The sequence below is a fragment of the Apolloniradiicaulis salifontis genome (assembly GCF_053756655.1).
Genome location: NZ_CM132387.1, coordinates 1,439,861 through 1,461,565, shown reverse-complemented (window position 1 = coordinate 1,461,565; position 21,705 = coordinate 1,439,861). Strand labels below are relative to the sequence as shown.

The 21,705-nt window shown below is 64.1% G+C and carries 23 protein-coding genes; 8 read left to right on the top strand and 15 right to left on the bottom strand.

Annotation, left to right across the window (positions count from 1 at the left end):
- The first annotated feature begins 9 nt into the window (after positions 1-9).
- Genes ACWCOP_RS07110 through ACWCOP_RS07090 form a run of 5 tightly spaced genes read left to right on the top strand, consistent with a single transcriptional unit; the run spans position 10 to position 5,460 of the window.
- Complete coding sequence (locus ACWCOP_RS07110) at positions 10-780, top strand: arginyltransferase (protein ID WP_478250529.1); 771 nt, start codon at positions 10-12, stop codon at positions 778-780.
- A 54-nt stretch (positions 781-834) separates the two neighbouring features.
- The gene (locus ACWCOP_RS07105; protein ID WP_478250528.1) at positions 835-1,956 is read left to right on the top strand and encodes a TRAP transporter substrate-binding protein; all 1,122 of its coding nucleotides are present in this window, start codon (positions 835-837) and stop codon (positions 1,954-1,956) included.
- 1 nt (position 1,957) lies between these two features.
- The gene (locus ACWCOP_RS07100; RefSeq protein ID WP_478250527.1) at positions 1,958-2,740 is read left to right on the top strand and encodes a TRAP transporter small permease subunit; all 783 of its coding nucleotides are present in this window, start codon (positions 1,958-1,960) and stop codon (positions 2,738-2,740) included.
- Positions 2,741-2,744: 4 nt separating this feature from the next.
- On the top strand, positions 2,745-4,319 hold the full coding sequence (locus tag ACWCOP_RS07095; protein WP_478250526.1) for a TRAP transporter large permease: 1,575 nt from the start codon (positions 2,745-2,747) through the stop codon (positions 4,317-4,319).
- A complete protein-coding gene (locus tag ACWCOP_RS07090; protein ID WP_478250525.1) occupies positions 4,312-5,460 on the top strand; it encodes an AI-2E family transporter in 1,149 nt (382 codons plus the stop codon). The genes ACWCOP_RS07095 and ACWCOP_RS07090 overlap by 8 nt, the downstream gene beginning before the upstream one ends.
- Here ACWCOP_RS07090 and ACWCOP_RS07085 read toward each other — a convergent pair.
- The 3 genes from ACWCOP_RS07085 to parC form a co-directional block, all read right to left on the bottom strand.
- Complete coding sequence (locus tag ACWCOP_RS07085) at positions 5,457-6,452, bottom strand: M48 family metallopeptidase (protein ID WP_478250524.1); 996 nt, start codon at positions 6,450-6,452, stop codon at positions 5,457-5,459. The genes ACWCOP_RS07090 and ACWCOP_RS07085 overlap by 4 nt on opposite strands.
- A gap of 25 nt (positions 6,453-6,477) precedes the next feature.
- Positions 6,478-7,038, bottom strand: coding sequence for a LemA family protein (locus ACWCOP_RS07080; protein WP_478250523.1), 561 nt, complete (start codon positions 7,036-7,038; stop codon positions 6,478-6,480).
- Between the two features lie 102 nt (positions 7,039-7,140).
- Positions 7,141-9,453 carry a DNA topoisomerase IV subunit A gene (gene parC, locus ACWCOP_RS07075; RefSeq protein ID WP_478250522.1) on the bottom strand — a complete coding sequence of 771 codons (2,313 nt, stop codon included), beginning with the start codon at positions 9,451-9,453 and terminating at the stop codon, positions 7,141-7,143.
- Between the two features lie 157 nt (positions 9,454-9,610).
- Between parC and ACWCOP_RS07070 the strand changes: the two genes are divergently transcribed.
- Positions 9,611-10,849: a hypothetical protein gene (locus tag ACWCOP_RS07070; RefSeq protein ID WP_478250521.1), complete on the top strand. Its 1,239-nt coding sequence runs from the start codon at positions 9,611-9,613 to the stop codon at positions 10,847-10,849.
- Between the two features lie 26 nt (positions 10,850-10,875).
- Here ACWCOP_RS07070 and recO read toward each other — a convergent pair whose 3' ends face one another.
- The 10 genes from recO to folK all read right to left on the bottom strand — a co-directional run bounded on the left by recO (position 10,876) and on the right by folK (position 19,028).
- Positions 10,876-11,604: a DNA repair protein RecO gene (gene recO / locus ACWCOP_RS07065; protein WP_478250520.1), complete on the bottom strand. Its 729-nt coding sequence runs from the start codon at positions 11,602-11,604 to the stop codon at positions 10,876-10,878.
- Positions 11,605-12,522, bottom strand: coding sequence for a GTPase Era (gene era, locus ACWCOP_RS07060; protein WP_478250519.1), 918 nt, complete (start codon positions 12,520-12,522; stop codon positions 11,605-11,607).
- Positions 12,515-13,201 (bottom strand): ribonuclease III, encoded by a 687-nt coding sequence (gene rnc, locus ACWCOP_RS07055; protein ID WP_478250518.1) that lies wholly within the window; start codon positions 13,199-13,201, stop codon positions 12,515-12,517. Before rnc ends, era begins: the two co-directional genes overlap by 8 nt.
- A 3-nt stretch (positions 13,202-13,204) precedes the next feature.
- Positions 13,205-14,017, bottom strand: a complete 813-nt coding sequence (gene lepB / locus ACWCOP_RS07050; protein WP_478250517.1) for a signal peptidase I — start codon at positions 14,015-14,017, stop codon at positions 13,205-13,207.
- Positions 14,018-14,416 (bottom strand): holo-ACP synthase, encoded by a 399-nt coding sequence (acpS, locus tag ACWCOP_RS07045; protein WP_478250516.1) that lies wholly within the window; start codon positions 14,414-14,416, stop codon positions 14,018-14,020. It lies immediately after the preceding gene.
- Positions 14,413-15,165 (bottom strand): pyridoxine 5'-phosphate synthase, encoded by a 753-nt coding sequence (locus ACWCOP_RS07040; protein ID WP_478250515.1) that lies wholly within the window; start codon positions 15,163-15,165, stop codon positions 14,413-14,415. Before ACWCOP_RS07040 ends, acpS begins: the two co-directional genes overlap by 4 nt.
- A complete protein-coding gene (pyrE, locus tag ACWCOP_RS07035) occupies positions 15,165-15,749 on the bottom strand; it encodes an orotate phosphoribosyltransferase (protein WP_478250514.1) in 585 nt (194 codons plus the stop codon). Before pyrE ends, ACWCOP_RS07040 begins: the two co-directional genes overlap by 1 nt.
- Complete coding sequence (locus ACWCOP_RS07030) at positions 15,746-18,013, bottom strand: RelA/SpoT family protein (protein ID WP_478250513.1); 2,268 nt, start codon at positions 18,011-18,013, stop codon at positions 15,746-15,748. Before ACWCOP_RS07030 ends, pyrE begins: the two co-directional genes overlap by 4 nt.
- A gap of 3 nt (positions 18,014-18,016) precedes the next feature.
- On the bottom strand, positions 18,017-18,394 hold the full coding sequence (rpoZ, locus tag ACWCOP_RS07025) for a DNA-directed RNA polymerase subunit omega (protein ID WP_478250512.1): 378 nt from the start codon (positions 18,392-18,394) through the stop codon (positions 18,017-18,019).
- 64 nt (positions 18,395-18,458) lie between these two features.
- On the bottom strand, positions 18,459-19,028 hold the full coding sequence (gene folK, locus ACWCOP_RS07020; RefSeq protein WP_478250664.1) for a 2-amino-4-hydroxy-6-hydroxymethyldihydropteridine diphosphokinase: 570 nt from the start codon (positions 19,026-19,028) through the stop codon (positions 18,459-18,461).
- Positions 19,029-19,032: 4 nt separating this feature from the next.
- On the opposite strand from folK, the gene ACWCOP_RS07015 reads away from it, so the two are divergent.
- On the top strand, positions 19,033-19,590 hold the full coding sequence (locus tag ACWCOP_RS07015) for a LabA-like NYN domain-containing protein (protein ID WP_478250511.1): 558 nt from the start codon (positions 19,033-19,035) through the stop codon (positions 19,588-19,590).
- 1 nt (position 19,591) lies between these two features.
- A complete protein-coding gene (locus tag ACWCOP_RS07010; protein ID WP_478250510.1) occupies positions 19,592-20,251 on the top strand; it encodes a uracil-DNA glycosylase in 660 nt (219 codons plus the stop codon).
- 17 nt (positions 20,252-20,268) lie between these two features.
- Here the strand turns inward: ACWCOP_RS07010 and smpB are convergent, their stop codons facing one another.
- Together smpB and dapA are read right to left on the bottom strand one after the other, a co-directional pair.
- Entirely contained in the window at positions 20,269-20,739 is a 471-nt protein-coding gene (smpB, locus tag ACWCOP_RS07005; protein ID WP_478250509.1) for an SsrA-binding protein SmpB, read from the bottom strand.
- Complete coding sequence (dapA, locus tag ACWCOP_RS07000; RefSeq protein WP_478250663.1) at positions 20,736-21,608, bottom strand: 4-hydroxy-tetrahydrodipicolinate synthase; 873 nt, start codon at positions 21,606-21,608, stop codon at positions 20,736-20,738. The genes smpB and dapA overlap by 4 nt, the downstream gene beginning before the upstream one ends.
- Positions 21,609-21,705: the final 97 nt, after the last annotated feature.

The following is a 21,705-nucleotide window of genomic DNA, read 5'->3' as shown; positions in this document are numbered from 1 at the left end:
GATCCGCCCGTGACCCGTCCGTTCGCCGCCAAACAGCTGCCCTTCTTCCTGACGGCTCCGTCTCCGTGCCCGTATCTTCCCGGGCGTATGGAGCGGAAGGTCTTCACCAAGCTTGAGCTGGCCGATGGCCCGGCGCTGAACGACACCCTGACCCATGCCGGCTTTCGGCGCTCCCAGTCCATCCTTTACCGCCCGGCCTGCGAGCGGTGCTCGGCCTGCAAGTCAGCGCGAATTCCAGTCGGCGAGTTTGCCGCGACCCGCGGCCAGAAGCGGGCGCTGAAGCGGAACGCCGACCTCATCCGAGTTGAAAAGCCGAGCGAGGCGACGCCCGAGCAATTTGCGCTTCTGTCGCGCTATCTGGAAACGCGCCACGGCGACGGCGACATGGCCGGTATGGATTTCTTCGACTTCGCCGGCATGATCGAGGACGGCGCCCAGCGCACCGAAATCGTCGAGTACCGCGACGGTTTCGGCGCCCTTGTGGCGGCGGTGCTTGTGGACGTGCTGAGCGACGGTTTCTCTCTGGTTTACAGCTTCTTCGATCCAGAGCTCGAAAAGCGCAGCCTCGGCGTCTTCATGATCCTCGATCATGTGCAGCGGGCGCAACGCGCGCAGCTGCCTTTCATCTATCTGGGATACTGGGTGCAAGGCAGCGCCAAGATGGACTACAAGGCGCGCTACAGGCCGCTGGAAATTCTCGAGCCGACCGGCTGGCGGCGGCTGAACAAGGCCGAAGCCGAGGCCGAGGCGCCCGCGCCGCAGGATCGCCGGGATTTGTAACAGGGTTAAGGGCGAAATCGGCGGAAAAACGCCGGCGCCCAGGGGAGGGACGACATGGATCGACGCACATTTCTCTCAGGGGCCTGCGTGGCCGCAGCCGGAGCCGCGTCGGCGTGCTCCCAGCAGGATGGTCAGCAGACCGCCCCGGCGGCGCCGGCGGTGAATCGGGGGCGCACGCGCAAGCTTCGCATGGTCACCACCTGGCCCAAGGGCTTTCCGGGCCTGGGCACCGCGGCGGAACGCACCGCCCAGTTCATTCAGGAAATGAGCGGCGGCGCTTTGGAGGTGGACGTGCTCGGCGCAGGCGAAGTCGTCGGCGCGTTTGAAGTTTTTGACGCCGTCTCCAACGGTGTCGCGGACATGTATCACGGGGCCGAGTATTACTGGCAGGGCCGTTCGCCAGCCTATAATTTCTTCTGCGCCGTGCCCATGGGCATGACCGCCCACGAGATCATGGCCTGGGTGGAGTTCGGCGGCGGTCAGGAGCTCTGGGACGAGCTGTCGGCGCAGTTCAACCTGATCGCCTTCCAGGCCGGCAATACCGGCCACCAGATGGGCGGCTGGTTCAAGCGCGAAGTGAACACGCTTGCGGATTTCCGCGGCCTGCGCATGCGCATCCCGGGCCTCGGCGGCAATGTCATCCGCGAGCTGGGAGGCGCCGCCGTGGCGCTGTCCGGAGGCGAGATCTACCAGTCGCTTCAGTCGGGCGCCATCGACGCCACTGAATGGGTCGGCCCCTGGAATGATCTCGCCTTCGGATTTTACCGCGAAGCGCCGTTTTATTACGGTCCAGGCGTCCATGAGCCGGGCTCGGCGCTTGCGGTGGGGATCAATCGCGGTGTCTGGGAGGGTCTGCCGGCAGACCAGCAGGCGATCGTGCGCGCCGCCTGCCGCGCCGCCAACAACCAGTCGCTGGCAGAATTCACCTATCAGAACGGGCTGGCGCTGCGCGCACTCACCGAAGACCACGGCGTTCAGCTTCGCAGCTTCTCCGACGATATCTGGCGCGAATTCGGCCGGATTTCAGAACAGGTCGTGGCGGATACAGCCAACGCCGATCCGCTCTCCCGCCGGGTTTTTGAAAGCTATATCGAGGCGCGCCGGATCGGACGGGACTGGGCGACCATTTCCGAGGCGCCCTACTATCAAAAACGCGAACTCGTCCTTGGACGATAGCATGCGCGCCGGAGACGTCCTGCTCCTGAGCGTGCTGGCGTTGACCGGCCTTGGCCTGGTCGCGGATGCGGTCAGCTCCGGAGGTCTCGGCGGATGGATCTCCGTGCATCTGCCGGGCCTCGCGTCGGGGTTCGGACGCATCCTCGGCTGGGTCGGTCTGGCGCTGAGCCCGCTCCTGCTCGTCCCAGCCGCCGCTGCGTTCTGGGGCCGGTTCGCCAGCCTGCCCCCCGGGGTCGAGCGCCTGCTCGGGGTTTGCGCGCGCGCCATCGACGCGGTCTCGATCACTGTGGCCGACGCCGTGCGCTGGGCGGCGCTCGCCCTCGTCATCGTCACAGCCGTGATCGTGATTCAGCGTTATGTTTTTGGTACTTCCATGACACGGCTTCAGGAGAGCGTGATCTATCTGCACGCCATCCTGTTTTTGTTGTCCAGCGCCGGAGCCCTGCTCACCGGCGGCCATGTACGCGTCGACATCATCTACTCAAAGCTTGGCGAGAGGGGTAAAGCCTGGACCGATCTGGCCGGGACCTATCTCGCCCTCATCCCCATGAGCTGGCTGATCCTTGAGACCTCTCGCTCCTATGTGGGCGGCGCCTGGCGGATTCTGGAGCGCTCGCGCGAGAGCGACGGCCTTCCCCTGATCTTCCTTCTCAAAACCTCGATCCCGCTCTTCGCGGTGATGATGATCCTGCAGGGCCTGTCCATGGCGTCGCGCGCCGCACTTACCCTGGCGGATCGTCCCGCCCCGCCCACCGGCGTCAACACCGGCGATCACGAGATCTGACCCCATGGCCCTGTTTCTCGAGATCCTGCCCTTCCTGATGTTCATCGCTGCGTTTGCGGCGCTGCTACGCGGTTATCCGGTGGCGTTCTCGCTGGCTGGTGTGGGGATCGCCTTCGCTTTGCTCGGCCTCGCGCTGGACATCTTTGATCCGTTGCATCTGCGCGCCTTCCCGCAGCGCATCTACGGCAACATCATGGAGATGGACAAGGCCATCCTGGTGGCGGTGCCGCTCTTCGTCTTCATGGGCGTGATGCTGGAAAAGTCCCGCGTCGCCGAGGAGTTGCTGGAGGCCATGGGCGCGCTGTTCGGCAGCCTGCGCGGCGGGCTCGGAATCTCGGTGGTTCTGGTGGGCGCGCTTCTGGCCGCCTCCACCGGGATCGTCGGCGCCACCGTGGTGACCATGGGGCTTCTGTCACTGCCCACCATGCTGAAACGCGGCTATGACCCGGCGCTCGCGTCAGGCTCCATCGCTGCGGCCGGCACGCTTGGCCAGATCATCCCGCCCTCCATCGTCCTTGTGCTGCTGGGCGATCAGCTCAGCTCCGCCTACGCAGAGGCGCAGCGAGCCCAGGGCATCTTCTCTCCCGACATTGTTTCAGTGGGCGATCTGTTCGCCGGCGCGTTGATCCCGGGGCTGATGCTGGTCGCGCTTTATGTGGGTTATCAGGTTCTGATCGCCGTGATCCGCCCCAGCCAGGCGCCGGCCATCCCCAAGGGCGAATTGCAGGCCGACTGGGGCAAGATCTTCGCCGCCCTCATCCCGCCGCTTGTGCTCATCATCGCAGTGCTCGGCTCGATCCTGGGCGGTCTGGCGACCCCCACAGAAGCGGCAGGCGTCGGCGCGGTGGGCGCCACGCTTCTGGCCGCCTATCGCAACGCCGGGGCGCCCAGCAATCCGGTTCGCGGCCGTTTCATCGTGCTGTTCGCCGCCGCATCGCTGCTCTTGCTGGTGGCCTCGCCGCTAGTGTTTGATCTTCGCTCCGGCGCCAGCGGGACCGGCCTCATGATCGCCTACGCGCTATCGGCGTTCGCGGCGCTTGGCGGCCTCTTCGCGCTGGTCCGCCTTTTTCGCACCGGCGTGCTGGACGCGGTCATGAAAGCCACCGCCCAGATCAGCGCCATGGTGTTCGTGATTCTCATCGGCGCCAGCCTCTTCGCTCTGGTGTTCCGGGAACTTGGCGGCGATGACAGCGTTCGTCATGCGCTGGAGAGCGTGCCGGGCGGCGTGTTCGGCGCGCTGGCGGTGGTGATGTTGGTGATGTTCCTTCTGGGCTTCTTCCTGGACTTCATCGAGATCACCTTTGTGGTGGTGCCCATCGTGGCGCCGGTCCTGCTCATGATGGGCGTCGATCCGGTATGGCTGGGAGTCATGATGGCGCTGAACCTTCAGACCAGCTTCCTGACGCCACCCTTCGGCTTTGCGCTCTTCTACCTTCGGGGTGTCGCGCCACCTGAATTGACCACGGGCGCCATCTATCGCGGGGCTGCGCCGTTTGTGGTGATCCAGCTTCTGATGATCACCGCGGTCGCCGCCCTGCCCTTGCTGGCGACCGGCCTGCCGGGATTGCTTTATGACTAAGGACGAGCAAAGCGAACTTCAGGAAGACCGGCTGTCCTTGCAGCGCGGCTTCATCGTGCTGCTTGCGCTGGCGCTGAGCGGCGTCTTCCTGTGGATGATCCAGGATTTCCTCTCCGCGCTGTTTCTCGCGGCGGTGCTGGCGATCTTCGTCTTCCCCATGCAGGTGTTCTTTTCGAAGCTGGTGGGCGGGCGCCCCAAAGTGGCGGCGACCCTGACGCTTTTCGTCACGGTCTTTCTGGTTCTGATCCCGCTTTTGGCCATTCTGTTCCTGGTGGCCGAACAGGCGGTGGGCGTGGGCCAGACCTTCATTCCCTGGGTGCAGGAGCAGATCCGCGCCTTTCGCGAGGAAGGCTTCGCTGGCCTGCCCGACTGGCTGCCCCTGCGCGACAATCTCGCGCCCTATCAGGGCGAGATCGCCACACGTCTTGGTGAGGCGGTTTCCGGGCTCGGCGGGATCCTCGTGGGTGGGCTGCGCCGGGCGACGGGCGGCGTTCTGGGTTTCCTTCTCAGCCTGGTGATTCTCCTGTTCGCCCTGTTTTACTTGCTGACCGCCGGTCCTGGCTCGATCAAGAAAGCGCTGGGCCTGTTGCCCATGCAGCCCCGCGACCGCGATCTTCTGGCCGAGCGCGCCCTGTCGACCATCCGCGCTACGGTGAAAGGCACATTCGTGATCGCCGTCGTGCAGGGCTCCCTAACGGGCATCGCCCTGGCCATCGCCGGTGTGCCGGGCGCGGCGTTCTGGGGTGCGATCGCGGGCGTTCTGTCGATCGTTCCCGGCATCGGTCCGCCCATGGTCTGGCTCCCGGCGGCCTTTTGGCTCTGGATCAACGGCGAACAGCTTCCAGCCGTCGGTCTTGCGGTTTGGGGCGCGGCCGTGGTGGGCGTCATCGACAATCTCCTGCGCCCGGTGCTGGTCGGTCAGGACGCCAAGATGAGCGACCTCATGGTGCTGCTGTCCACGCTTGGCGGCCTCACCCTGTTCGGCGCCGTGGGCATCATCGTCGGTCCGGTTATCGCCGCGCTCTTTGCGTCCGCCTGGTTCATCTACGCCCAGAGCTTCGAAGGTCTCCTCGCCGCGCCGGACACTCTGCCCGGAGATGGAGACGACGGCGTGGACGATCCGGACGACGCCGAGCGCTAGGCCGGCAGTCCGGCCGGCGGCTCCACACCGCCAAAGGTCCGCAGCGCCGCGATCCGCCGCTTGATCGGCGGGTGGGTCATGAACAGGCCGGCGAAGCCTGGGCTGTCGTCATGAAGAAACATCTGGCGAAGCTCGCGCGGCGCCTCGCCGACCTTGCTGTGACCCGAAACCTTCTCCAGAGCGGAGATCATGGCTTCGGGATTTTTGGTCAGCTCCACCGCTCCTGCGTCGGCCATGTATTCGCGCGAGCGTGACATGGCGAACCGGATCAGCATAGCCAATAACCAGCATACCGCGATCACCGCGATGGCGATCACGAAGAAAACGCCCGAGTTACCGGACTTGCCCCGGCGCGCACCGCCCAGCCGGGCGACCGAGCCACGAAACAGGCCGCGCGCCAGGAGCTCGCCGACCAGCGAGATGATCCCCACAAAGACAACCGCAATCACCAAAAGCCGGACATCGCGGTTGATCACATGGGTGAGCTCATGGGCCAGAACCGCTTCAAGCTCATCATCGGTGAGCGTGTTCACCAGACCACGCGTCACGGTGATCACCGCATCCTTTTCACCCAGCCCCGAGGCGTAGGCGTTCAGAGACGCGGTCTCGATGATGCGCAGGCCCGGCATGGTAAATCCGCGCGAAATGCAGAGATTTTCAAGCAGATTATAGACGCGCGGCGCATCGGAGCGCTCGAGCCGCCGCGCGCCGGCTGCGCGATCAATGATCTGCTGGCGCCAGAGAAAGGCCGCCACGAACCAGATGGCCGCGCCCGCCACGACGAACGGCGCGGCGTCCCTTGTCATCCAAAGCGCCTTACCGTGCTGATCCGCCAGAAACAGATCCTGTCCTGATCCCGTCACCCCGTAGCCGATGAGCAGCAGGACGCAGGCATAGGTCAGAAGCAGCAGCAAAACTGGAAAGCCAGCGAGGAGCGCGAGGCTTTTCAGGTTGTTGTTCCAGATATGGGTGCGCAGGCCGATGGCGGTCATCGCCGCCTCCGCGTTTGAGTAATCTCTAGAACTTCACCTGGGGGCCGGCGTCCACACGCGCCCGCTCGGAGGCAGCGACCTCAAAGAATTCCTCGCCCTTGAAGCCGAAGGAATTGGCCAGCACCACGGCGGGAAACTGCTCGATCGCGGTATTGTATTCGCTGACGGCGTTATTGAAGAAGCGGCGCGCCGCGGCGATTTTGTTCTCAAGATCCGCCAGCTCGGTCTGCAGCGACAGGAAGTTCTGGTTCGCCTTCAGGTCCGGATAGCTTTCCGACAGGGCGAAGAGCTGGCGCAGCGCTCCGGAGAGCATGTTTTCGGCCTGGGCGAGGTCCTTGGTGGAGCCGGCGTCGACCGCCTGCTGGCGGGCCTGAACGACGCGCTCGAGCGTCTCTTTTTCGTGGCTGGCGTAGCCCTTCACAGTTTCCACCAAGTTCGGCACGAGATCGTGACGCTGTTTGAGCTGTACGTCGATATCGCCCCAGGCCTGGCGCGTGGTCTGACGCAGCGCCACGAGGCGGTTGTAGATCAGGACGATGACCAGCCCGACCAGGATGATCAGACCGAGAATGACAAGCATTTCCATTTGGCGCGCTCCGTTGAAGACGGGAGGTTAATCCCTCCTACTCCGTTACAAACAGGAATAGCCCCAGAACCGGCGCGCAACAACGCCCGGCTAAGCGAAGACTTAACGGGCGTCGAATTTTTTCGCGGTAAAACCGCGCGGCGCCATACGACCGGCCTGGGCGCGCTTGGCTTCGAACAGCCGCCAGTTGTCGATCTCGTGGCGCCGGCCAGCAGGGTCGATCCGCACCAGCCCGGCGGCGCTATCGAAGACCGCAATATCGGCGACCTGTCCGCCTTTGCCGCCCAGCAGGCGAACGCCCTTGCCGCGGGTCATTTCCGGGATCTCGTCGGCGGCGAAGATCAGAAGCTTCTTGTTCTCACCCAGCACCGCGACCCGGTCACCGGCCATGGCCATGGCGGTCATGGCGCGTTCGCCGGCCTGGACGTTCAGCACCTGGCGTCCCGCCCGCTTCTGGGCCGGCAGGTCCTTCTCGGCCACGATGAAGCCGTGTCCGGAGGTCTGCGCGATCAGCAGCTTTCGTTCGGGCTCGTAGCGGAACAGCGAGACCGGCTCGGCGCCTTCATCCAAGTCCACCATGAGGCGCACCGGTTCGCCGAACCCGCGCCCACCGGGCAGCTTGGCCGCATCCAGGGTGAAGAAGCGGCCGTCGCTGGCGAATAGCAGGATCTTGTCTGTGGTTTCCGCCTTCACCGCGAACAGCGTTTCGTCGCCGTCCTTGTGTTTCAGCGCCGATAAATCGTCCTGGTGGCCCTTCAGAGCGCGGATCCAGCCCATCTTGGAGAGCACCACCGTCACAGGTTCGCGCGAGATCAGCGCCTCCTCCACCGCATCGGCCAGATCGGCGTCCGGCGCATCGGCGAAGTCGGTGCGGCGCTTACCGATCTTCGTGTTCGGCCCGAACCGCTTCTTCACGTCGGCGATCTGGGCGTCGACCTTCTTCCACTGCAGCGCTTCGTCGCCGATCAGGGCTTTCAGCTCGTCGCGTTCACCGCGCAGACGCTCTTCCTCGCCGCGGATCTCCATTTCCTCAAGTTTGCGCAGGGAGCGCAGGCGCATGTTGAGGATGGCCTCGGCCTGGCGGTCGGTCAGGGTGAAGGTGGTGATCAGCTGATCTTTGGGATGATCCTCATAGCGGATGATCCGGATCACTTCATCCAAATTGAGGAAGGCGATCATGTAGCCGGCCAGGACCTCCAGCCGGTCCTCCACCTTGGCCAGACGCGCCTCAGACCAGCGGACCGCTACATTGCGGCGGTGTTCCAGCCAGATTTCCAGCGCCTCTTTCAGGCCCACCACGCGCGGCGCGCCGCTGGGGTCGAGAATGTTCAGATTCAGTGCAAAGCGCACCTCAAGATCCGTGATCCTGAACATGCTCTCCATCAAGAACTCGGGATCGATGGTGCGGGTCTTGGGCTCCAGCACCAGGCGCACGTCCTCGGCGCTCTCGTCCATGACGTCGCCCAGAAGCGGCAGCTTCTTCTGGTCCAGCAGCGAGGCGATACGTTCGATCAGCCGGGCTTTCTGGATCAGGTAAGGCACCTCGGTGACGACGACCCGCCACTGCTTGCGCGCCATCATCTCTTTTTTGCAGGCCGCCAGGTCCTCGTGGGGATCGATACCCACATCCTGCCATTCACCCTCGCGCAGCACCTCGCCGCGCCAGCGCGCGCGCAGACGAAACCCGCCGCGGCCGGTCTCATAGGCGTCCAGCATGCTTTCGCGGGACTCAACGCAGATGCCGCCCGTGGGGAAATCAGGGCCCTGCACGTAATTCAGCAAAGTTTCGGTCTTGGCGTTCGGGGTCTTGATCAGGTGGCGCGCCGCATCACACAGTTCGGCTGCGTTATGGGGCGGGATATTGGTCGCCATCCCCACCGCGATGCCGGCCGAGCCGTTGGCAAGCAGGTTAGGGAACGCCGCGGGCAGAACGATCGGCTCGGAATCCTCGCCGTCATAGGTATCGCGAAAATCCACCGTGCCGGCGTCATAATCCTGCAGGAGCAGGGTCGCGGCTTCGGTCAGGCGCGCCTCGGTGTATCGCATGGCCGCCGCGCCATCGCCGTCCACATTGCCGAAATTGCCCTGGCCTTCGACCAGCGGATAACGGCTGGCGAAATCCTGGGCCAGGCGCACCAGAGCCTCGTAGACGGCCTGGTCGCCATGGGGGTGGAAGCGGCCGATCACATCGCCGACCACGCGCGCCGATTTCTTGTAGGCGCTCTCTGGATCCAGCTTCAAAAGCCGCATGGCGTACAGCAGCCGGCGGTGAACCGGCTTCAGCCCGTCGCGGGCATCGGGCAGCGCCCGCTGGGTGATGGTGGACAGCGCGTAGGCGAGATAGCGCGAGGACAGCGCCTCATCGAAGCTCTGCTCGAAAATCCGCCCGCCTTCGCCGGTGACCTGCTCGCCCATGACGCCGCCCATGCCGCTTTCGTGATTCGTTCACCGGCCACTATAGGCGGGCGGCGGGGGCGGCGTCGTCCGCCGCTGCAGGGGTTTTCCACAGGCGTGTGCGGTCCTCCCGCGAACCTCGCGCAGGAGGAGCTCCTGCCCCCAAAAAGGGGCGTGCATGGGTATGGAATACGATATATTCTCATCAACACTGGCGGCAGGTCGGCCGCAAGCGGCGGGGGCAGGCGTGCGCTTAATCGTTTCGATTTTGTCCTTTCTGTTTAGCCTCCTCGGGCTTTTGATCGCCGGCCTGGTCCTTTTTTTGTGGACCGAGGACCTAAGCCAGGCGGAGCTCGGCCTTAAGTCTTCACACTGGCTTTGGGTTGTTGGAGCCGCCGGTGCCGTGTTTTTCGGAGTGACAAACCCGTTCACCAGCCGATTTTTGGGCCTGAAGGGCCGCATAGCACCGACTTTGGCACTCCAAGGTATTTCGATCACTGCGATCGTCGGTGGAAGCATGTGGGCGGTCTATTCCTCTCCGATCGACGCCAATTACGTGTCGCGCGGTACACCGGCGGAGGCCCTCTGCGACGTGTCGCGGGATCAGGTCTTTCGTTACGGCTCATCAGGCAACGTCAATTGGGTGGTTAGCACGACGGCGTCCCCAATCGCAATTTGCAGCCGCGAAGGATCGGCTGACATAAATTATTCGCAATACACTGCGTCCGCCCAACGCGCCTGGCGACGATATTGGGAGAGTTCAGAATGGGTGGTCGAGGAACGCCCGGTTATCGCAACGGTGACTTGGAGTTTCCTATTCGGAGCGCCTGAAAGCCTTGACCAAATTGTCGCAGCCGATTTCGAGCTTCGTCCGATTGTGGGGCGTTTGCATGGGCCGGATTTCATCACACGTGACGCTCTATATGAGACGCACGTGGTGCCTATTGGAGCTACAGTCGAGCGACATCCAGAAGCTACGGATGAGCAACATTCGGCCTATGAAGAGGGCGTTCAGCTCTTACGATTCATGTCCTCAAACACATTTGTTCGTGTCGACGACAATCCAATTAGTGGTTTCAACAGATTGAGTTCGTTCGACCGTATCAATTTCGTTGGAGAGCATCGATTTGTTGACGAACCTGTGGTCGGCAGGGACGGATTTGTTGAGAGCGAAGACGGATACAAATTCGCTATCGCAAACGAGGAGTGGACGTGGAGCTTGGATGTCGGGCTCTATGGGGAAGACGGCTACTCGGCCCTTCAGTCAAGTGATACACTGAGAGTCGATCTTTTGTTTTCTCCCGAAATCGGAACCGGCGACGTGCTAGTGCGCGCGCGTGTTGACATGACCGGCCTCGATCTGGCCATCGCCGAGGCGAAACAGGCCTATCGAGAGGTTCACCTGCAAAGGTGGTGACCCGCTGCTGAAACGGACGGGTCGAGCTAAAGCCTTCCCGAACCTTCCAGCCGCTCAATCATCCTCGCTCTTGCGTCCGGCAGGCGCTTGTCGGAGGGCCAGAGAACGCGGCGCTCGATGAAATAGGCGGTGAGTTTCAGTCCCGCCGCCACGTCGCCGGGCGAGATCTCGCCGCTCCCCGCCATGAATCCGGGCAGGGCCAGCATTTTGTCATGATAGAGTTTGCCGGCTTCGCCGCTCACGGCACGGCCGGATTTGGGGCTGACATAAACGAGGTTGTCGCTTTGTCCGGTCCCGGCGCATTTTCGAAGGTCGAGCCCATAGCCCAGATCGGCCAGCAGGCCCGCCTCCCAGCTCACATAGAGCGGCGGCCAGAGATCGGGGTTTTCCAGCGCGCCCAGAAGCACTTCAAACGCCTCGGCCACTGCGGGATGCGGCTCACGCTCAGGCAGGCAGGTGGAGGCCATGGCGCAGGCGGCGTTCAGCCCCGAGAGCGCCAACGGATCCTCCATGAGGACGCCGGCGACGAGGTCCTCAGCCTCCACCTGAAAGCCGCCCAGATGATCCTCCAGCCGGGCGCGCCACACCGCCCTCACCCGGTTGCCGGCTTGCAGCACCGGGCGCAGGGACCGGGAGCGTCCGCCGCGCACCAGGCCGGCGTGCCGGCCATGCTCGGCGGTGAGCACCTCGATCACCGCGCTGGTCTCGCCATGGGGGCGCACCGCGACGATCCGGCCTGATCCGGTCCACTCCATCTAGACGTCGAAATCCAGGCCCAAAGCGGTGAAACGGTCGCGGTCCTCGCCCCATTTGGGGCGGACCTTCACAAACAGGAACAGATGCACCTTGCGGCCCAGCTGCTCCTCCAGCTCCTCGCGCGCCGCCTTGCCGACCCATTTGGCGGTCTGACCGTCCTTGCCCAGAATGATCGGTCGGTGTCCTTCGCGCTCCACATAGATGGTCTGCTCGATGCGCACCGCGCCGTCGCGTAGATCCTTCCAGCTTTCAGTCTCCACGGTGAGCGCGTAGGGCAGCTCTTCATGGACGCGCAGGAACAGCTTCTCGCGCGTCACTTCCGCCGCGAGCAGACGCTCGGAGAGGTCGGCGATCTGGTCTTCCGGGTAAAGCCAGGGGCTCTCCGGCATCGCCTTGGCGAGATGGTCGGCGAGATCGGATATCCGCTCTCCACGGCTCGCGCTGATCATGAAGACATCACTGTAGACGCCTGTTTCAAAAAGAGTTTGAGACAGGGATAGCAATTCATCGCGCTTGATAAGATCGATCTTGTTAAGCACCAGAATCGATTTGTGATCGTGGCGCTTCAGACCGTCGATCACCCGGTCCACGTCCTCCACCGTGCGTCCGCCACGGTTCAGCTGGGCGGGTGCGTCGACCACATGTGCGATGGCGTCGGCGTCATTGGCGCCTTCCCAGGCGGAAGCCACCATGGCCCGGTCCAGGCGGCGGCGAGGGGCGAACACGCCCGGCGTATCCACCAGAATGATCTGGGCGCGCCCGTGCATCATCACGCCGCGCACCTGAAAGCGCGTGGTCTGCACCTTCGGCGTGACGATGGAGACCTTGCGGCCCACCAGGGCGTTCACCAGCGTAGATTTGCCGGCGTTGGGAGCGCCGATGACGGCGACGAAGCCGGCGCGGGTAGGGTCAGTCATCAGCGTGTTCTCGCTTCAAGAGGGATTGGGCGGCCTCGCGCTGGCCGTCCTGTTTGGAGCCGCCTTCCCCGCGCGCCGGGTCCAGCCCGGCGACAGCCACTTCGATTTCAAAGACGGGTCGGTGGTCCGGCCCCTTGCGCGCGACGGTGCGATAGACCGGCGGCCCGAGGCCTTGCGCCGCCGCCCATTCCTGCAGGCGGGACTTTGCGTCCTTGGGGCGCTTGGTTAGGCCTTCGATCTCCTCGGCCCATAGCCGATCAAAACACCGGCGCGCGGCGTCCAGCCCGCCATCCAGATACAATGCGCCGAGGATCGCTTCGCATCCATCGGCGAGAATGGAGGCCTTCTCGCGCCCGCCGAGGCGCTCTTCTGCAGGAGACAGGCGCAAGGCGTCGCCGAGCCCCACGCGCTTGGCGGCGCGCGCACAGGCGTCCTTGTTCACCAGCGCATTGAGCCGGTGGGCGAGACCGCCCTCATTCATGCCCTCGAACGCCGTGAACAATGTCTCGGCGGCCATGAGGCCCAGGATCCGGTCGCCAAGAAACTCCAGGCGCTCGTTGGATTCGGTGCGCGAGCGCCCATCCCCATGGGAGGCGTGGGTGAGCGCGCGCTCCAGAAGGGAGCGGTCGGTGAATTTGTATCCAAGCTCGGCTTCAAACAGGGTGATCCGGTCACTCATGGACTAGCCGGGCTCCGCATCAAGCGAGCGCGCAAACCTGTCGGTGCGCAGGCGATACCAGGTCCATGGCCGCCAGAGGCTGAAGTCCGGACGTACCGAGAGCAGCACCAGATCGGCGCGGCCGATGAGATTCTCAAGCGGAATCGGCCCCGGCCCCAGGGGCGAAGGCACACGGCTGTCGCGCGATTCATCACGATTATCGCCCAATGCGAAAACATGGCCCGCTGGTACGGTCACCGGCCCGAAATCGTCAAGATCACCGGCGCCGAGATCCAGCACCTCATAGGCCACGCCGCCCGGCAGGATTTCCTCGTACACGTCATATCGGCGCATCTCGCCGCGCTGATTCAGGCGCACGTCTTCGCCCACCAGGCCGCGCGGCACTTGCGCGCCGTCGATGAACAGCACCCCGCCGCGCATCTCGATGGTCTCGCCAGGCATCCCGATGGCCCGCTTGATAAAGCTCTGCCCGCCGGTATGGGGCGCTCGAAACACGATCACCTCGCCGCGATCCGGCACGCCGGTGAACACGCGGCCGTCAAAGACATCAGGCCCCAGCGGCAGCGAATAGCGCGAATAGCCGTACGGCCATTTCGAGGAGATCACATAATCGCCGGCCTCCAGCGTCGGGCGCATGGATTCAGAAGGGATATGAAAGGGTTGAAACAGAAGCGTCCTCACCGCCAGCGCCACCACGAGCGCCCAAACAAGCGTCGATCCAAGGCTGTCCTTGCGCTTATCTGTGCGCGGCTCTGGCGCGCCATCCGCCTCCAGCGGCGGCTCGGCGCCCTTGGAGGAGGACAAAGGATCGCGCATTTACGCCTCGAGGGCTTCGATGATGACGAAGGCTTGCGCCCAGGGATGATCGTCGGTGAGCGTAATGTGAATTTGCGGCGTCATCGCGGCGGGCGTGAGGGCGGTCAGCCGCTCCAACGCCGGACCGGTGAGCTTCAGCGTCGGCTTGCCGCCGCGAAGATTGATCACTTCCATCTGCTGCCAGGCGACGCCGCGATAAATGCCGGTGCCAAGCGCCTTGGCGCAGGCTTCCTTGGCGGCGAAGCGCTTTGCGTAGGTGTCGATGCGCCGCCGCCGGCTTTCCGCCTTGGCGCGCTCACCCTCGGTGAAGACGCGCTTCAAAAAGCGCTCGCCAAAGCGCTCCACCGAGCGTTCGATGCGCCTTATGTCGATGATGTCGCTTCCGATCCCGATGATCACGCCGCGCCTCCTCGGGCCTCGTCCATGAGGGCGCGCATGCGGCGCACCGCCTCGGGCAGGCCACAGAAGATCGCCTCGCCGATAAGGAAGTGTCCAATATTCAGCTCGGCGATCTCCGGGATCGCCGCGATTGGTTTGACATTGTCAAAGGTCAGGCCGTGTCCGGCGTGGGGCTCGATCCCGCGCCGGCGCGCCTCGCGGGCGGCCTCGGCGATTCGCTCAATTTCGCCGCCGGCCGCCTCTTCGCCGCCTTCAAGCCAGAGCTCGGCGAAGCGGCCGGTGTGGAGTTCGACCACCGGCGCACCCAGAACTTCGGCCACCGCGATCTGTACGGCGTCGGGTTCGACGAACAGCGAGACGCGCGCGCCGGCCTCGGTCAGGGCGCGAACCACAGGCGCGATCTGATTGTGCAGGCCCGCCACGTCGAGCCCGCCTTCGGTGGTGCGCTCTTCGCGCTTTTCCGGGACGATGCAAGCGGCGTGCGGTTTGAACGCCGCGGCGATCGCGGTCATTTCCTCGGTGGCCGCCATCTCCAGATTGATGGGAAGAGAGGTCGCCTTGCGGATCGCCTCCAGATCGCCGTCACGGATATGGCGGCGGTCTTCGCGCAGGTGAACCGTCAGGCCGTCAGCCCCCGCTTCAGCCGCCATGGCGGCGGCGCGCGCCGGATCGGGGTGCGCGCCGCCGCGCGCGTTCCGGATCGTCGCCACATGGTCGATATTCAGCCCGAGGCGGAGTGTCTCCACCATCAGGAAAGTCCCCGGCTGCCCGGTTTCATCGCCGGGATGCGCTCCATCTCCGGCGGCAGCTTGTCGCTTGGATAGGCAGGAAAGTTAACCGTCGCCAGCGCGGTGAGCGGCACACCCACATCGGCCTTGCCGCCCGAGCGATCCACCAGGCAGCCTTCGGCGACGACCTTGGCGCCGCTGGCCTCGATCGCCTTGATGCATTCGCGAGATGACAATCCGGTGGTGACGATGTCCTCGATCACCAGAACCCGGTCCGCGGCGGTGAGCTCGAACCCGCGGCGCAGCGCGAATTCGCCGTCCTCGCGCTCCACGAACAGGAAGGGCAAGCCCATCTGGCGCGATGTCTCATAGCCGGGGATCAGCCCGCCGAGGGCGGGCGAAACGATCGCGGTAAAGGGTCCCTGACCGCTGGCTGCAATACGCGCGGCGAGCGCCTTGCACAGACGCTCGGTGCGCGCCGCGTCGCGAAACACCAGGGCCTTCTGCAGGAAAACCGGGCTGCGTAGCCCGGACGACAGGATGAAGTGACCCTCCAGAAGCGCACCGGCTTCCTTGAATTCGTTCAGCACTTCGTCAGCTGTCATGAGGTCACTTTCCCGGTTTCTTCATCTTGTGACGCCGCAGCGTCGTCATTTCCGCTGCGCGCGCGCTCCACGCTCACTACCCGGTCGCTGGTCTTCAGCGCCGAGATGATGTTGGACAGGTGGCGGGCGTCAAAGACTTCGACATCAAACGCCATGATGAAGAAGTCCTTGGTGCGGTCGAGCGTCTGCACATCGGTGATGTTGCCGCGCGCCTCGCCCACCGCGCCGGCGATCTCCGCCAGCACCCCGGGCTCGTTACGCACCGTGGCGTGGATACGCCCGATGGAGACTGCGTTATTGGCCGCTTCCGGCGTCCATTTCAGGTCGATCCAGTTTTCCAGATCGTCCTCGTCTTCGAACCGGGCCAGGCGCTCGCAATCGATCACGTGAACCACCACGCCGCGCGCCGGACGCATCACGCCGACTATGCGGTCGCCGGGCATGGGCGAGCAGCAGCTGGCGAAATGCAAGCTGACGCCCGGCGTCAGGCCTCGACCATGGACATAGAGCCCGCCGGCTGCGTCGGCGATGCGTTCGCGGTCCTGGGGACGACGGCCGCGCGCCTCGCGATGGCCGGGATAAACCGCCTCAAGAAGTTCTCCGGAGCTGATCGAGCCGCGCCCAAGCGCGCGATACAGCCCCTCCACATCGTCAATCTCGAGGCGTTTCAGCGCATCGCCAAGCCCAGCCTCGCGGAACATCTTGCCCTCTCGAAGGAAGGCGTGCTCGGCGATCACCCGGCCAATGCGGTTGAACTCCTCGTTTTCAGAAGACCGGATAAGCTTGCGGATCGCAGCGCGGGCCCGGCCCGTGATCACCAGATCCTCCCAGCCGGCGGGCGGCTGACGCACCCCGCCCTTGATGATCTCGATCACATCGCCGTTGTTCAGGCGGGTCCGCAGCGGCCGCTCGCGCCCGTTGATCTTGGCGCCGATGGCGGCGTGGCCAAGCTCGGTGTGGACCGCGTACGCGAAGTCCAGCGGCGTGGCGCCGCCCGGCAGGGTGATCAGCTCCCCCTTGGGTGTGAAGCTGTAGACCTCGTTGGCGAACATTTCGAGCTTGGCGTGCTCGAGAAACTCTTCCGGATCGCCGCCCTGCTCCAGGATCTCCACAAACGGGCGGAGGCGCATGAGCGGATCACCGCCGGCTTCCTTCGCCGCTTTAGGATCATAAGCATATCCACCTGATTTATAACGCCAATGCGCCGCAACGCCGGTTTCAGCGACCAACTCCATGGACTCGGTGCGGATCTGCAGCTCCACCCGGATATTGCCCGGGCCGATGATGGTGGTGTGCAGCGAGCGGTAATTGTTGGGCTTGGGCGTGGAAATGTAGTCGCGAAAGCGTTCCGGCACGCATCGCCAGGTCTGGTGCACGACACCGAGAGCGCGATAGCAGTCGGCCGGATCGTCGACCAGGATCCGGAAGGCGTAGATATCAGCGATCTCGTCGAAGCTGACCCCCTTCCTGTCCAGCTTGCGCCAGATCGAATAGGGCCGCTTTTCGCGTCCAAACACGCGGCAGTCGATCCCGGCTTCATTCAGCCTTTCCGAAAGACTGCCCGAGACAGAACTCACCGCGTCCGAACGCACAAGGCGCATTTCGCCCAGGCGCTTGGTGATGGACTCATACGCCGCCGGGTTCATGTTCTTGAAGGCGAGGTCTTCGAGCTCGACGCAGACCCGGTTGACCCCGACCCGGCGCGCCAGAGGCGCGTAAATGTCCAGCGTTTCGCGCGCTATTCGCTCGCGCTTTTCAAACTTCGGCACGAAATGCAGCGTGCGCATATTGTGCAGCCGGTCGCATAGCTTCACCAGAAGCACGCGGACATCGCGGGTGATCGCAACCACCAGCTTTTGGAGGTTTTCGGCCTGCTTGGTTCGCTTGGAAGTGAGCTGCATTTTGCCCAGCTTGGTGACGCCGTCGACCAGCTGTGCGACGTCGGCACCGAACAGATCCTCAATATCCTCAAGCGTGGCCGGCGTGTCTTCGACCGTATCGTGCAACAACCCGGTGCAGATCGTCGCCGCATCGAGCCGAAGCTCGGCCAGCAGCATCGCCACCTCCACCGTGTGCCCGTAATAGGGCGCGCCGGAGTGGCGGGTCTGACCCTCGTGGGCGGAGCGAGCAAATTCGTAAGCGCGCCGTATCAGCTCCCCGTCCGCCTGGGCGTGATAAGAAAGAACACGCGTGACGAGATCTTCGGCGCTTGGAATGGCGTCGTCAAAATGCGTTTGCGCGGACGGTGTCGCCAGCGCGCTCACGGTTTAGAGTCGGCCGTCGGCCGGGCCGTCGCGGTCGGACTGCAGCGCCTTGAGCATCGCGGCCTCGTCCATTTCCGGATGCGGCAGCGCGAGACGCTCCTCGCCCTGGTCGCCCTTGCGGCGGCTGTCACGTTCGTCGTCTTCGTCATCAGCCGGAATGACCCGCTGCAGGCCGGAAACGAGGCTTTCGCCAAGCGCATCAAGGTCCAGCTTGTCGTCGGCGATTTCGCGGAGCGCAACGACCGGGTTTTTGTCATTGTCGCGATCAATCATCAGCGACGCGCCAGCAGCGATGTTGCGCGCGCGGTGGGCCGAAATCAGAACCAGCTGAAAGCGGTTATCGATCTTCTCGATGCAGTCTTCGACGGTGACGCGGGCCATGCTTGGGGGCGCTCCTTCAAGAACTTGGCGGAAACCTAGCAAATAGCCGGTCTTCGCAGCCGCATCAACCCGCACGGTCAGCGTAAAAAAAACCGCCCGCCGGGCGGCATGCGCTCCGGTCGGCAAGCGGCAGGGCCGCAACCAGCTGATCGACGTTAGCACCGGTCACCGGGTCGCGCCAGCGCGGGGCGATTTCACGCAGCGGAAGAAGCACGAAGGCGCGCTGGACCGCCCGGGGATGCGGCAGGATCGGCCCCCCGCCCTCGCCCGCCGCCGCCTGGCCACGATAATCGATCAGATCAAGATCAATGCTGCGCGGCGCGTTGCGCCGGCCGCGGATCCGGCCAAAGCGTGTCTCGACGCCGTGAAGAACATTCATGAGCGCGGCGGGGTCCAGATCCGTGCGCACCTGAACCGCGCCGTTCACAAACGGCGGATCGGACGGATCGGGCCAGGCGGGCGTGCGCCAGGGCCGTGAGGCGGCGATGATATCAACGCCCTGCGACACAAGGGCCGCCAGCGCTGAATTGAGGTTTTCAAGCGGCGCGGCGCCCCGATATGCTTGGTTTGCACCGAGGGCGATGTAAATGCCCTTGGACGCGTGATTTGAAGCGGCTTTTATCACGAAAGGCATTGCCATGACCTTCTACCCGAATGAACGACTCGGGCTTTTCATCGACGGCGCGAACCTCTACTCCGCCGCCAAAGCACTCGATTTCGACATTGATTACAAAAAGCTTCTCGAGGAATTCCGCAAGCGTGGACGCCTCGTGCGCGCCAACTATTACACTGCGCTGATCGAGAGCGAGGAATACACTCCGATCCGCCCCCTGATCGACTGGCTGGATTATAACGGCTTCAAGGTCGTCACCAAGGCGGCCAAGGAATACACCGACGATAACGGGCGCCGGCGCATCAAGGGCGACATGGATGTCGACCTCGCCGTCGACGTGGTCGAGGCGGCCGGCTATCTTGATCATATCGTGCTGTTCTCCGGCGACGGTGATTTTCGCAAAGTCGTTGAGGCGGTACAGCGCAAGGGCGCGCGCGTCTCGGTGGTTTCCACCCTGAAATCACAGCCCCCCATGGCCAGCGACGATCTGCGCCGCCAGGCCGACGCCTTCATTGAGCTGGCCGAACTCGGCAAGCTTGTCGGGCGTGAACGCCGGCAGCGCGACTACGACGACGAGGATTAGAGTGACGGCGAACCAGACGCGCGTCGCAGAGCCGGCGCGCGACTGCCCGCTCTGCCCGCGCCTGGTTGCGTTTCGCGCTGAGAATCAGCGCGCCCATCCAGACTGGTGGAACGGCCCTGCTCCAAGCTTCGGCCAGGCGGACGCCCGCCTTCTTGTGGTGGGGCTGGCGCCCGGCCTTCGCGGCGCGAACCGCACCGGGCGTCCGTTCACCGGCGACTGGGCAGGCGATCTGCTTTATCCGACGCTAGCCAAGTACGGATTTTCGCACGGAAAATTCGATCCCGACGGCGATGACGACCTTGAACTCGTCGAGGCGATGATCACCAACGCCGTGCGGTGCGTGCCGCCGCAGAACAAACCCACGGGCGGCGAGTGCGATACCTGCCGTCCGTTCCTCACCGCCCGCATCGAGCAATTGCCAAGGCTCGAGGTGATGATCGCACTGGGCGGCATCGCCCACCAGAACACACTGAAAGCCCTCGGCTATCGCCAATCCGCCTTCAAGTTCGCCCACGGCGCGGCGCATGAGCTGGAGGGAGCTCACCGCGCGCTGACGCTGATCGATAGCTATCACTGCTCGCGCTACAACACGAACACCGGCCGCCTCACCGAGGTGATGTTCCATGACGTGTTTGCGAAAGCGCGGGCGGTTCTGGGATAACGCCCGAACAAGCCGGGCTAGCCGAAATCCTTCAGGATGCGCGCCTTCTGGCGGTTCCAGTCGCGCTGCTTGATGGTTTCGCGCTTGTCGACGGTCTTCTTGCCCTTGGCCAGGCCGATCTGGAGCTTGGCGAGCCCGCGATCATTGAAATACAGGCGAAGCGGCACGATCGTGCGCCCGTCCCGGTTCACCGACCCGGAGAGCTTGTTCACCTCCTTCTTGTGAAGCAGGAGCTTTCTGTGCCGGCGCGGCTCGTGATTGAAACGGTTGCCGTGGCCGTAGAGCGGAAAATCGGCGTTGATCAGATACATCTCGCCGCGTTCGGGGCTGACATAGGCCTCAGCGATGTTCGCCTTGCCCTCGCGCAGGACCTTCACCTCGGTGCCCACAAGCTGGATGCCGGCCTCGAAGGTCTCTTCAATCTCGTAATCGAAACGGGCGCGCCGATTGACGGCGACAAGCCCTTTCTTGTCATCTGGCTTGCTCATAGCAGCCCGCATTTTTTCAAAGCGCCGCGCACCTGATCCTTGACCGCGTCCGGCGTCTCGATCAACGGCAGCCGCACATCAGGCTCGCACAGGCCCAGAAGCGAGAGCGCATACTTGCTCGGCCCGGGGCTCGGCGCGGCGAACAGCGCCATGTGCAGCGCCATGAGCTGGTCGTTTAGCGTACGCGCCGTCTCCCAGTCACCGGCCTGGCAGGCGTCCTGGAACTTCGCGCAATGCTCCGGCGCCACATTGGAGGTCACCGAGATCGCGCCATGCCCGCCATGGACGTTATAGCCAAGCGCGCTGGCGTCATCGCCGGACAGCTGGACGAAGTCTTCGCCAATCTGGATTCGGTGAAGCGTCACCCGCTCCACCTCGCCGGTGGCGTCCTTCACCCCGATGACGTTGGGATGAGCTGCAATCTTCGCCATCGTCGAGGGCTGGATGTCGGTGATCGTGCGGCTGGGCACGTTATAGACCACGATCGGAAGCGCCACGGCGTCGGCGACGGCCTTGAAATGGGCCGCGACGCCGTCCTGGGACGGCTTGTTGTAATAGGGCGCGACCACCAGCCCTGCGTCGGCGCCGACGCGCTTTGCGTGCTCCTGCAGTTCGATTGTGGCGGCGGTGGAGTAAAGCCCGGTCCCGGCGATCACCGGAACGCGGCCGGCGGTCACCTCGACGCACAATTCGACGATGCGCAGGCGCTCTTCCAGGCTCAGGGTCGGCGTCTCGCCGGTTGTCCCGGCGGGCACCAGACCGTGCCCGCCAGCCGCGATCTGGCGCTCGATGAGAGCGGCGAACGCCGCCTCGTCCACGGCGCCGTTCTTGAATGGAGTGACGAGCGCCGTCAGAGAGCCGCGCAACATGACCATGGTTCGTTCCAGAATGCGTTCGTTTGCAAAGGGCGCGGACCATACGACTGCAATCGTCCTGCGCCAAGATGAGCTGATCATCATGGACAGA

Bases quoted from the DNA above. Each gene is read 5' to 3' on its own strand.
- ACWCOP_RS07105 (WP_478250528.1), top strand. From the start codon at position 835: ATGGATCGACGCACATTTCTCTCAGGGGCCTGCGTGGCCGCAGCCGGA.
- ACWCOP_RS07100 (WP_478250527.1), top strand. From the start codon at position 1,958: ATGCGCGCCGGAGACGTCCTGCTCCTGAGCGTGCTGGCGTTGACCGGC.
- ACWCOP_RS07095 (WP_478250526.1), top strand. From the start codon at position 2,745: ATGGCCCTGTTTCTCGAGATCCTGCCCTTCCTGATGTTCATCGCTGCG.
- ACWCOP_RS07090 (WP_478250525.1), top strand. From the start codon at position 4,312: ATGACTAAGGACGAGCAAAGCGAACTTCAGGAAGACCGGCTGTCCTTG.
- ACWCOP_RS07085 (WP_478250524.1), bottom strand. From the start codon at position 6,452: ATGACCGCCATCGGCCTGCGCACCCATATCTGGAACAACAACCTGAAA.
- ACWCOP_RS07080 (WP_478250523.1), bottom strand. From the start codon at position 7,038: ATGGAAATGCTTGTCATTCTCGGTCTGATCATCCTGGTCGGGCTGGTC.
- parC (WP_478250522.1), bottom strand. From the start codon at position 9,453: ATGGGCGAGCAGGTCACCGGCGAAGGCGGGCGGATTTTCGAGCAGAGC.
- ACWCOP_RS07070 (WP_478250521.1), top strand. From the start codon at position 9,611: ATGGGTATGGAATACGATATATTCTCATCAACACTGGCGGCAGGTCGG.
- recO (WP_478250520.1), bottom strand. From the start codon at position 11,604: ATGGAGTGGACCGGATCAGGCCGGATCGTCGCGGTGCGCCCCCATGGC.
- era (WP_478250519.1), bottom strand. From the start codon at position 12,522: ATGACTGACCCTACCCGCGCCGGCTTCGTCGCCGTCATCGGCGCTCCC.
- rnc (WP_478250518.1), bottom strand. From the start codon at position 13,201: ATGAGTGACCGGATCACCCTGTTTGAAGCCGAGCTTGGATACAAATTC.
- lepB (WP_478250517.1), bottom strand. From the start codon at position 14,017: ATGCGCGATCCTTTGTCCTCCTCCAAGGGCGCCGAGCCGCCGCTGGAG.
- ACWCOP_RS07040 (WP_478250515.1), bottom strand. From the start codon at position 15,165: ATGGTGGAGACACTCCGCCTCGGGCTGAATATCGACCATGTGGCGACG.
- pyrE (WP_478250514.1), bottom strand. From the start codon at position 15,749: ATGACAGCTGACGAAGTGCTGAACGAATTCAAGGAAGCCGGTGCGCTT.
- rpoZ (WP_478250512.1), bottom strand. From the start codon at position 18,394: ATGGCCCGCGTCACCGTCGAAGACTGCATCGAGAAGATCGATAACCGC.
- folK (WP_478250664.1), bottom strand. From the start codon at position 19,028: ATGCCTTTCGTGATAAAAGCCGCTTCAAATCACGCGTCCAAGGGCATT.
- ACWCOP_RS07015 (WP_478250511.1), top strand. From the start codon at position 19,033: ATGACCTTCTACCCGAATGAACGACTCGGGCTTTTCATCGACGGCGCG.
- smpB (WP_478250509.1), bottom strand. From the start codon at position 20,739: ATGAGCAAGCCAGATGACAAGAAAGGGCTTGTCGCCGTCAATCGGCGC.
- dapA (WP_478250663.1), bottom strand. From the start codon at position 21,608: ATGTTGCGCGGCTCTCTGACGGCGCTCGTCACTCCATTCAAGAACGGC.